Below are 9,359 nucleotides of genomic sequence, written 5' to 3'. Positions count from 1 at the left end.
GGACACTACTTCCTGCCCTCGCACCGCGTTCGCACTCGAATCCGAGTGAGCCCCTTGCCATCAAGCGAATCGGTGGATCAAGGCTAAGACGCAACTGGCGCGGCGCCTCCGGTACCCTGCCCTCTGTGCGTCAGTGCGTCCGTGCGCCCGGATATGATGCACAGCACATCGGTTCCCGCCTGATCCCCAGGCCTGCCCGAGTCCGCTCCGGAGGTGCCCGTGCTCGTCGTCATCGTTCCGATCGCCCTGCTGTTCCTCGTCGCGCTCGTCAGACGGATCCCCCTCATCGGTGGGGACATCCGAGCGGCACTCCTCATCGCCGGCGTGGCGGCCGCGCTGATCGGAGGGGTGGGCCCGGGGGAGTTCGCGCTCGGCGTGGTCGACGGCGTCGACAAGCTCGCCTGGGTCATGACGCTGAGCCTGTTCGGCGCGATCTATGCCGAATCGCAGGTGCGGCTCGGCACGATGACCGCGGTCCTCGACACCCTGCGCAGCCTGTTCGGGGGCTCGCCCAAAGGCCTCATCGCAGCGATCTTCATCACTCTGACCCTCGCCGGCTCCCTGCTCGGCGACGCGATCGCCGCCGCCACCGTCATCGGCTTCCTCGTCATCACCGCGCTCGCCGAGCTCAAGGTCAAGCCCGAGCAGATCGCGATGATGATCATGGTCGGTGCCTCGATCGGTTCGATCATGCCGCCGATCGCGCAGGCGGTCTTCCTCTCCGCCTCCCTCGTCGGGACCGACCCGGGTCCCGTCGTCCTCATCGCCTACATCACCGTGACCATCGCCCTCGTCCTCGCGGTCCTCGAATCCTTCCGCTTCGTGAAGGGCCGTACCCTGCCGCCCGAGCTGCGTCCCAGCGAACCGCTGGGCACGATGCTCGGCCGCACCTGGCCGGTGTTCGGGCCGCTCGCCGTGCTCATCGCCATCGTCATCCTCAACAGCGGCTTCGGCCTCAACGTCTTCACCGCGGTGCCCGGCCTCGGCGGACTCGTCGCCACGCTCGGGACCGTGCCGGTCGTCAAGGGTCTCGTCCACGTCGTCGTGCTCGCGATCATCGTCTCCACCCTCGTCACCCTGTGCTACCCCCGTGCCCGTCGGCAGGCCGGCAGCATCGTCGCGACCGGCCTCGGGAACGTGCGCCAGACACTGCTCATCCAGCTCTGCGCCGGCTTCATGGTCGGGATGTTCTACGCCTCCGGCGCGGTGGATCAGGTCTCCGCGGCCGCCGAGGGCCTCGACTCCCAGGCGGTGGCATTCGGCGGGTTCATCGGTCTCGCGGTGCTCGGCATGCTCACCGGCTCGCAGACCACCGCGCAGACGGTCGTCATCCCGTTCGCCGCCCCCATCCTGCTCGCCTCGGCCGCCGACCCGGTGAACGTGGCCCTCGGTGCCTCGCACATCGCCTCGGGAGCGCAGAACCTCCCACCGGTGGGGCTCACCGCCTTCGTCGTGTGCGGGCTCGTCGGTGCGACGCTCAAGACGAAGGTCGATCCGGTGAAGACGATGCTCCTCGCGCTGCCGAACTCGCTCTACTTCATGCTCGTCGGCCTCGTGTTCTGGCTCCTCTGAGCAGGCGACCGCCCATCTCAGTCGGCGCTGCGCTCATCAGCGCCGGCGGCCCGCTCATCCGAGCCGGCGGCCGGCGGGATCCTCTCCGTCGGCCTCCGACGCGGGGCCGCCGCGTCCAGGAAGAGCTGAGCGCGCCTCGGCGACCCGGGCCACTCCCACCCCGACGAGCGACACGACGACGCCGGCCATCTGGAGGAGCGTGAGTGTGTCGCCGAACAGCAAGTACGTCTGCACCGCGGCGAGCGGCGGGGCGGCGAGCACGACGATCGCCACGGTCGTCGGCGAGGTCGTGCGCACGAGGTGGAGCATGAGCGCCATCCCGACCACGGAGATCCCGAGCACCGACCACGCGAGCGCGCCGAACAGCTGCAGGCTGGGGCCGGGCAGCCGCTCGCCGAGCAGTAGCGCCCCCACCACTGCGACGAGCGCGCCGCCGGTCATCTGCCAGGCGAGCGAGGGCAGCATCGCCGCAGTGCGCACGCGCGGCTGGAGCATCGTGCCGAACGTCAGCCCGGTGATCGCGAGCACGGCGAGGACGAGGAGGAGCGGGGTGATCGCGCCGCTGCGCATCCCGGGCCCGAGCACGAGCACGAGCCCGGCGAGCGACACCGCGATGCCGAGGACCACGGCGACCCGCGGCGCCCGCCGGGTGAGGAGCGCGACGACGAGCACGGTGAGCACCGGCTGCCAACCGCCGAACAGGGCCATGATGCCGGCCGGCAGGCCCTCGGCGATCGCGACGTAGACGAGGCACAGGTACACGCCGTTGACGAGCGCGCCGATCCCCAGGTGCGCGCCGACGGTGCGGGCATCCGGCATCGCCGGACGCCGGATCGCGCAGACGGCGAACAGGAGCACGGCGGCGATCCCGAACCGCAGCGCGAGGAACACATTGGGCTCTGCGGCGCCGTGGATGAAGCGGCCGACGACGAATCCCGTCGACCAGATGAACGCGAACGCCGCCGCGACGAGGACTCCCATGGCCTCAGCTTAGAATCCCGTCACGGCGGGGACGGCGGGGACGGCGGGGACGGCGACGGCGCTCGGACGCGGGGTCGCGTCCGAGCGCCGGAGCGTGCTCATCGTGGAACCGTTCTCGATCGTGGGACCAAGCTCAGTCGTGGACCCGCGCGCTCTCGCCGAAGCGTGCTCAGTCGCCGAGCCGCGCGTAGAGGTCCTTCTTCGCCTGCTCGAACTCGTCGGCGAAACGCGCGACGAGGTCCGCGGTCGGCAGGGACTCGGTGATCGCGCCGACGCCCTGGCCGGAGCCCCAGATGTCCTTCCACGCCTTGGCCTTGGTGTTGCCGCCGGAGCCGAAGTTCATCTTCGAGGGATCGGACTCCGGGAGGGCGTTCGGGTCGAGGCCGGCGGCCTCGATCGAGCCGCGCAGGTAGTTGCCGTGGACGCCGGTGAAGAGGTTGGAGTAGACGATGTCGTCGGCGCCGGACTCGACGATCATGTTCCGGTAGCCGTCCTGGATGTTCGCCTCCGGGGTGGAGAGGAACGCCGAGCCGATGTAGGCGAAGTCCGCGCCCGTCGCGAGGGCGGCGAGGATCGACTGGCCGTGGGCGATCGCGCCGGACAGGGCGATCGGGCCGTCGAACCAGGCACGGATCTCCCGCATGAGGGCGAAGGGCGACTGCGGTCCGGCGTGACCGCCGGCACCGGCGGCCACGGGGATGAGGCCGTCGGCACCCTTCTCGATCGCCTTGTGCGCGAACCGGTTGTTGATGACGTCGTGGAGCACCACGCCGCCGTAGGAGTGGACGGCCTCGTACACGTCCTCGCGGGCGCCGAGCGAGGTGATGACGAGCGGCACCTCGTGCTTGACCACGAGCTCGAGGTCCTCCTCGAGCCGGTTGTTCGTCTTGTGGACGATGAGGTTCGCGGCGAAGGTGCCCACGGGCTCGCCCGGATGGGCCTTGGCGTAGGCTTCGTTGGACTCCCGGATGTCCTGGAACCACTCGTCGAGCATCGGCAGCGGGCGGGCGTTGAGCGTGGGGAACGCCCCGATCACGCCGGCCTGGCACTGGGCCTTGACGAGCTCCGGTCCGGATGCGATGAACTGCGGGGATGCGATGACGGGCAGTCGCAGCGGGCGGGTGAGCACCTCGGGCAGGGCCATGAGTTCTCCTCAGAATGTCGACGATGACGCGGGCGTCCGCGGACGCCTCTCCCAAGAAACTTTAACGTACCTGCAGGCGCAGTGAAAGAGTCAGGGCTGACTGAATGTGGAGATCCCCCAGCCCGGTTCTCTGACCTGGGGGAACTCATGGCGCTCACGGGGGAGGGGTGTCGCGTGCTTCGCTTCGGGCCGGCGAACGAACGTCCGGTACACGACCATCGACCGCACCTGCGCGCCCGGGTGCGCAGGAGCGGGTGCGCGGGGGGGCCGACCGGAGTCGTGCCCGCGCCCGGCACCCGCCGCCGGCTCAGGTGTGGGTGAAGCCCGGTTCGCGCTTCTCGACGAAGGCGGCCATGCCTTCGCTCTGGTCGTTCGTCGCGAGCGAGGCGTGGAACAGCCGCCGCTCGTAGCGCAGGCCCTGCTCGAGCGTGGTCTCGAAGGCGACGTCGATCGCCTCCTTGACCATCGCCGAGGCGATCTGCGACTTCGACGCGATCGTCGCGGCGATCTCCTTCGCCTCGTCGAGCAGCTGCTCGTGCTCGACGACGCGGGCGACGAGCCCGGAGCGCTCGGCCTCCTCGGCCCCGATCATCCGGCCGGTGAGGCACAGGTCCATCGCCTTGGCCTTGCCGATCGCACGGGTCAGTCGTTGGGAGCCGCCCATCCCGGGGAGCACCCCGAGGTTGATCTCGGGCTGGCCGAACTTCGCCTTGGTCGAGGCGACGAGGATGTCGCACATCATCGCGAGCTCGCAGCCGCCGCCGAGCGCGAAGCCGTTGACCGCGGCGATGATCGGCACCCGGACCTCGGACAGGCGGGTCCACCCGGCGAACCAATCGGCCTTGTACGCGGTCGCGAAGTCGAGGCTCTGCATCTCCTTGATGTCGGCTCCGGCGGCGAACGCGCGGTCCGCGCCGGTGATGATGATCGCCGACACCTCGGGATCGGCATCGAGCTGCGCGGCGGCCGCGGTGACGTCGGTGAGCACCTGCAGATTCAGCGCGTTGAGGGCCTTGGGGCGGTTGAGGGTGATGATGCCGTAGCCCTCACCCTTCTCCACGAGCACGGTGTCGAAATCGGTCATGGGAAGACCGTCCTCTCCTGTTCGGTGTCGAGAATGGCCCGGATCTCGTCCTCGGTGATCCCGGCCAGCGTGGGCGGGTCCCACTGCGGATTGCGGTCCTTGTCGATGACCTGGGCGCGGATGCCCTCGGTGAGGTCGGGCCGTCGGCCGATCTCCGAGGCGGCGCGGAGATCCCGTTCGAGGACCTCCTCGAGCTTCATGTCCTTCGCGGTGCGGATCATCTCGAAGGTCACCGCGAGCGAGCGCGGGGACTTCGTCCCGAGCAGCTCCGCCGTCTTCTGCGCGTCCTCGTTCGGGTGCTGCCGCAGCCGGTCGATGATCTCGACGACGGAGTCGGCGGAGAAGCACGCGGCGATCCACCCCTCGGCCACGGAGAGCTCGTTCTCCGGGGCCTCGCCGGCGAAGCGGGCGATGACCGTGTCGACGGCGAAGGCCTCGGCCTCGAGGGCCTCGACGAGCTCGGGGATCCGGTCGCGGTCGATGTACGTGTCCGCGAGGCCGTAGGCGATCGCTGCTCCGGGTCCGACCGGTTGGCCGGTCAGTCCCATGTACATCCCGACCTCGCTCGGGAGCTGCGCGAGCAGGTAGGTGCCGCCGACGTCGGGGAACAGCCCGATCCCGGTCTCCGGCATGCCCACCTTGGTGGTCTCGGTGACCAGCCGGTGCGAGCCGTGGACGGAGACGCCCACGCCGCCGCCCATGGTGATCCCGTCGAGGATCGCGACGAAGGGCTTCGGGTACTCGGCGATGAGGTGGTTCATCGCGTACTCGTCGGCCCAGAAGGTCATGTTGCCGGCGTTCGCGCCCTCCGTGAGGTCGCGATGGATCGCCTTGATGTCACCTCCCGCGCACAGTCCGCGCTCGCCGCGGCCGGTGATGAGCACCGCGGCCACCTGGGTGTCCGTGGCCCACTGCCGCAGCGCCCGGTCGATCGTCTGCACCATGTCGGTGGACAGGGCGTTGATCGCCTTGGGCTTGTTGAGTTCGATGCGACCGAGCGCACCGACTGTCCGAATGATGACTGTCGCCTCGTCATCGGGGGAGGTCGTCATTTATCCCACTCCTGTGCTCTTGCGGGAGATGATCACCCGCATGATCTCGTTCGTGCCTTCGAGGATCTGGTGGACCCGCAGATCGCGGACCAGCTTCTCGATTCCATACTCTGTCAGATATCCGTAGCCGCCGAACAGCTGCAGGGCGTCGTTGGCGACGTCGAACCCGGTGTCGGTCGCGGTGAGCTTCGCCATCGCGGACAGCAGCGAGGTGTTCGGATCGCCGGCGTCGTAGGCCGCGGCGGCGCGCCACAGCAGGGAGCGGGCGGACTCGAGGCGGGCCTGCATGTCGGCCAGCGTGAAGCGCAGCGCCTGGAACCCGGTGAGCTCGGTGCCGAAGGCCTGCCGCTCACCCATGTAGGTGATCGCCTTCTCGAGCGCGGACTGGCCGCCGCCGAGCGAGCAGGCGCCGATGTTGAGGCGGCCGCCGTCGAGGCCGGACATCGCGATCTTGAATCCCTGTCCCTCCTCGCCGATGAGGTTCTCTGCCGGCACGCTGACGTTCTCCATGAACACCTGGCGGGTGGGCTGGGCGCGCCACCCCATCTTCTTCTCGTTGGCGCCGAAGGTCAGGCCCTCCATGCCCTTCTCGAGGACGAAGGTCGAGATCCCGCGCGCGCCCTCCTGCCCGGTCCGGGCCATGACGAGGTAGATCTCCGATTCGCCGGCGCCGGAGATGAACTGCTTGACGCCGTTGAGCACGTAGCGGTCGCCGTCGCGGCGGGCGGTGGTGCGCAGGGCGGCGGCATCGGAGCCGGCATTGGGCTCGGTCAGGCAGTAGCTGCCGAGCGCCTCGAACGAGGTCAGCGGCGTGAGCCACTTCTCCTGCTGCTCGGGGGACGCGTACTTGTCGAGCATCCAGGCGACCATGTTGTGGATCGAGATGTAGCTCGCCACGGAGGGGCAGGCGGTGGAGAGGGCTTCGAAGATCAGTGCGGCGTCCATCCGGCCCAGGCCGGAGCCGCCGTTCTCCTCGCGCACGTAGATCCCGCCCATCCCGAGCTCTGCGGTGCGCTTGATGACGTCGACGGGGAAGTGGTGCTCGGCGTCCCAGTCGAGGGCATGGGGGGCGATCTCGGCGTCGGCGAACTCCCGGCACATGCCGGCGAGCTCGATCTGGTCCTCGGTGAGCCCGAAGGTCAGGGCAGCTGCGGTGCTGCGTGCCATGGCGACTCCTTCTGTTCGGTGCGGCGGCCTGTTCGGTGTGGCGGCGATCACGGCCAGTCTAGACGCGAATACTTGGACGTCCAACTAATTCTGGATGGACCCGAGATGGCCCGAGGGGAGGGGGCGCGGGGGAGCGGCAGTGCGGAGGGCGCCGGGCGCGGCCGCCGCGTGCCGGGCCCGGTCAGGCCTCGGGTTCGAGCCCGGCGCGCAGGGCGGCGAGGTCGCCGAGGAGGCGCTGCAGCGGCGCGGCCTCGAGGCCGGGGGAGTCGAACACCTCGGCGTTGAGCGCGGCGGTCGCCCGAGCCACGAGCGTGCGACCGGCCTCGGTGATCTCCACGAGGGTGGTCCGCCCGTCGGCGGGGTGCGGCCGCCGGGCGGCGAGGCCCGCTGCCTCGAGCCGGTCGACGGAGTTCGTCGTCGACGTGGCATGGACCTGCAGACGCTTGGTGATCTTGTTCATCGGCAGCGATCCGCGGCGGGTGAAGGAGAGGAGCGCGAGCACCTCGTACCGGGAGAAGGTCAGGGCGAACGGCTTGAGGGTGCGATCGACGCGGGCGAGGAGGAGCTGGTGGGCGCGCATGATGGAGGTCACCAGCGTCATGCCGTCGGCGGAATCGGACCAGCCGTGCGCGAGCCACTGCTTGCGCGACTCCTCGATGGGATCGAACTCTGCGCGCATCGACCGTCCCCTCACCTTCGTCGTCTCCGCCGTCCCGGCAGTCTTCGCTGTTCCGGTCGTCTCCGTCGAGCATCTCTCTCCACTGCGTCGCTCGGCCGGATCCTTCGCCGCCGTCCAGTCTAGTGAAACACCCGGGGGGGGGGCGATGATCGCAGTGCGCGGCTCCGGTGCGCAGCAGCGCCGACGCGGGCCGGTCCAGGGTGAGGGGCCGGTGCACAGCAGTGCCCGCGCAGCCCGGTGTGGGGTGAGGAGCCGGTGCAGACCCGTGTGGGGTGAGAGGATGGCGCCATGTGCGGACGACTGAATATGCACCTCGATCCGACCGACCTCGTCGACGAGCTCGACATCGACACCGTGGGATATCGATTCGCTCCCCGGTACAACGTGCCGCCCGGTGCGGTCCTGCCCATCATCATCGACCGGCCGGCGGAGTCCGGTGAGCTCGTCCGCCGCCTCGAATCCGCGCGCTGGGGGCTCGTGCCGGGGTGGGCGAAGGAGGAGAAGATCGGCTTCCGGGCCTTCAACGCGCGGTCGGAGACGGTGGGGTCGAAGCCGATGTTCCGCTCCGCGTTCGCCCGCCAGCGCTGCGCAGTTCCCGTCGGGGGCTACTACGAATGGCAGACGGACGCATCGGGCGCCAAGACGCCCTGGCTCATGCAGGCCGCGGACGGCCCGCTCTTCATGGCCGGCCTCTTCGAGTTCCGCAAGCAGGTCTCCGCCGGCGCCGAGGCCGACGCGACTGCCGGCCCGGGATCCTCGGACCCGGCAGTGCAGGACGGCTGGCTGGTGTCGACGACGATCATCACCGCGCCGGCCGCCGGCCACCTCGCCGAGGTCCACGACCGGATGCCGGTGATGATCACCGCCGCAGACATCAACGCGTGGGCTGATCCGACAGCGGGCAAGGACGAGGCGCAGGAACTCCTCCGCACGCTCGTCGACGGCTTCGATCCGAACCGGGTCGAGCGCTACCGGGTGGATCGGGCCGTGGGGAACGTCCGGAACCAGTCCGCCGACCTCATGGCGCCCGTCGACGAGATGCGGGTCCCCTGAACGGGTGCGAGCCCCCGCTCGAGGCGCGGATCCGGGGCCGCGGGACACGCACCGCCGGCCGATTTGCATCGCCGGGCGGAGCTCGTCTAGAGTCATCTCTGTTGCTCGACGGAAACACCGAAGCGAGCGGGCCGGATCGGTCGGATACGAACCGATCACAGCGCCCCGCTTCCACTGGAACGGTAGAAGAGCACACTGCTCGAAGGAATGCAGCACGGGATCACCCGGAACGCGGACCGAGTGGCGCAGATCACGGAAACACGATTTGCAAAGCACGATCGAAACGATCTAGAGTAGTTAATCGTTCGCCTCACGGAGACCGCCTCGCGGCAGGACCGGAGCGGACGAATCCAACAGAAGAATCTGATCGCCGGCAGCACGCCGGATTGACAGACTGAAGTCGGATGGTAAGATGGACAAGTTGCCTCGACGAGGCCGGCGCAGCCGGGCGGATCGAAGTGCGTCTGTTCTTTGAGAACTCAATAGCGTGTTTGTTTGTTTTTGTGATGCCAGTTTTTTTGTTGTAACTGGTTGATTGAAAATTTGGTGGAGAAATCATTTTCTCTGTCTTTTTCTTTTGGCTGGGATTGTATTTTTCTTATGGAGAGTTTGATCCTGGCTCAGGAC

8 protein-coding genes are annotated in these 9,359 nt (G+C 68.8%); 2 read left to right on the top strand and 6 right to left on the bottom strand.

From position 1 onward, the window contains the following. Nucleotides 1–213 precede the first annotated feature (213 nt). Entirely contained in the window at nt 214–1,572 is a 1,359-nt protein-coding gene (locus ABD883_RS09645) for a TRAP transporter large permease subunit (RefSeq protein ID WP_265809453.1), read from the top strand. Between the two features lie 54 nt (nt 1,573–1,626). On the opposite strand, the gene ABD883_RS09640 is transcribed toward ABD883_RS09645, so the two are convergent. The 6 genes from ABD883_RS09640 to ABD883_RS09615 all read right to left on the bottom strand — a co-directional run bounded on the left by ABD883_RS09640 (nt 1,627) and on the right by ABD883_RS09615 (nt 7,679). Beyond that, nucleotides 1,627–2,553: a DMT family transporter gene (locus ABD883_RS09640; protein ID WP_295691201.1), complete on the bottom strand. Its 927-nt coding sequence runs from the start codon at nt 2,551–2,553 to the stop codon at nt 1,627–1,629. Nucleotides 2,554–2,722: 169 nt separating this feature from the next. After that, nucleotides 2,723–3,697 (bottom strand): NAD(P)H-dependent flavin oxidoreductase, encoded by a 975-nt coding sequence (locus ABD883_RS09635; protein WP_295690790.1) that lies wholly within the window; start codon nt 3,695–3,697, stop codon nt 2,723–2,725. A 307-nt stretch (nt 3,698–4,004) separates the two neighbouring features. Beyond that, entirely contained in the window at nt 4,005–4,781 is a 777-nt protein-coding gene (locus ABD883_RS09630; protein WP_295690787.1) for an enoyl-CoA hydratase, read from the bottom strand. Next, a complete protein-coding gene (locus ABD883_RS09625; RefSeq protein WP_295690784.1) occupies nt 4,778–5,833 on the bottom strand; it encodes an enoyl-CoA hydratase/isomerase family protein in 1,056 nt (351 codons plus the stop codon). The genes ABD883_RS09630 and ABD883_RS09625 overlap by 4 nt, the downstream gene beginning before the upstream one ends. Next, on the bottom strand, nt 5,834–7,000 hold the full coding sequence (locus tag ABD883_RS09620; protein WP_265809457.1) for an acyl-CoA dehydrogenase family protein: 1,167 nt from the start codon (nt 6,998–7,000) through the stop codon (nt 5,834–5,836). Between the two features lie 181 nt (nt 7,001–7,181). Then, nucleotides 7,182–7,679, bottom strand: coding sequence for a MarR family winged helix-turn-helix transcriptional regulator (locus tag ABD883_RS09615; protein ID WP_137319119.1), 498 nt, complete (start codon nt 7,677–7,679; stop codon nt 7,182–7,184). A gap of 288 nt (nt 7,680–7,967) precedes the next feature. Between ABD883_RS09615 and ABD883_RS09610 the strand changes: the two genes are divergently transcribed. Further along, nucleotides 7,968–8,732, top strand: coding sequence for an SOS response-associated peptidase (locus ABD883_RS09610; protein WP_295690779.1), 765 nt, complete (start codon nt 7,968–7,970; stop codon nt 8,730–8,732). The last annotated feature ends 627 nt before the right edge of the window (nt 8,733–9,359 follow it).

The sequence above is a fragment of the Brevibacterium pityocampae genome (genome assembly GCF_039541555.1).
In the GTDB taxonomy this organism is placed as follows: domain Bacteria; phylum Actinomycetota; class Actinomycetes; order Actinomycetales; family Brevibacteriaceae; genus Brevibacterium; species Brevibacterium pityocampae.
This window is presented reverse-complemented; position numbering and strand designations above follow the sequence as displayed.

Coding starts and splice junctions, on each gene's coding strand:
- ABD883_RS09610 (WP_295690779.1), top strand. CDS start 7,968: ATGTGCGGACGACTGAATATGCACCTCGATCCGACCGACCTCGTCGAC.
- ABD883_RS09635 (WP_295690790.1), bottom strand. CDS start 3,697: ATGGCCCTGCCCGAGGTGCTCACCCGCCCGCTGCGACTGCCCGTCATC.
- ABD883_RS09630 (WP_295690787.1), bottom strand. CDS start 4,781: ATGACCGATTTCGACACCGTGCTCGTGGAGAAGGGTGAGGGCTACGGC.
- ABD883_RS09640 (WP_295691201.1), bottom strand. CDS start 2,553: ATGGGAGTCCTCGTCGCGGCGGCGTTCGCGTTCATCTGGTCGACGGGA.
- ABD883_RS09625 (WP_295690784.1), bottom strand. CDS start 5,833: ATGACGACCTCCCCCGATGACGAGGCGACAGTCATCATTCGGACAGTC.
- ABD883_RS09615 (WP_137319119.1), bottom strand. CDS start 7,679: ATGCGCGCAGAGTTCGATCCCATCGAGGAGTCGCGCAAGCAGTGGCTC.
- ABD883_RS09620 (WP_265809457.1), bottom strand. CDS start 7,000: ATGGCACGCAGCACCGCAGCTGCCCTGACCTTCGGGCTCACCGAGGAC.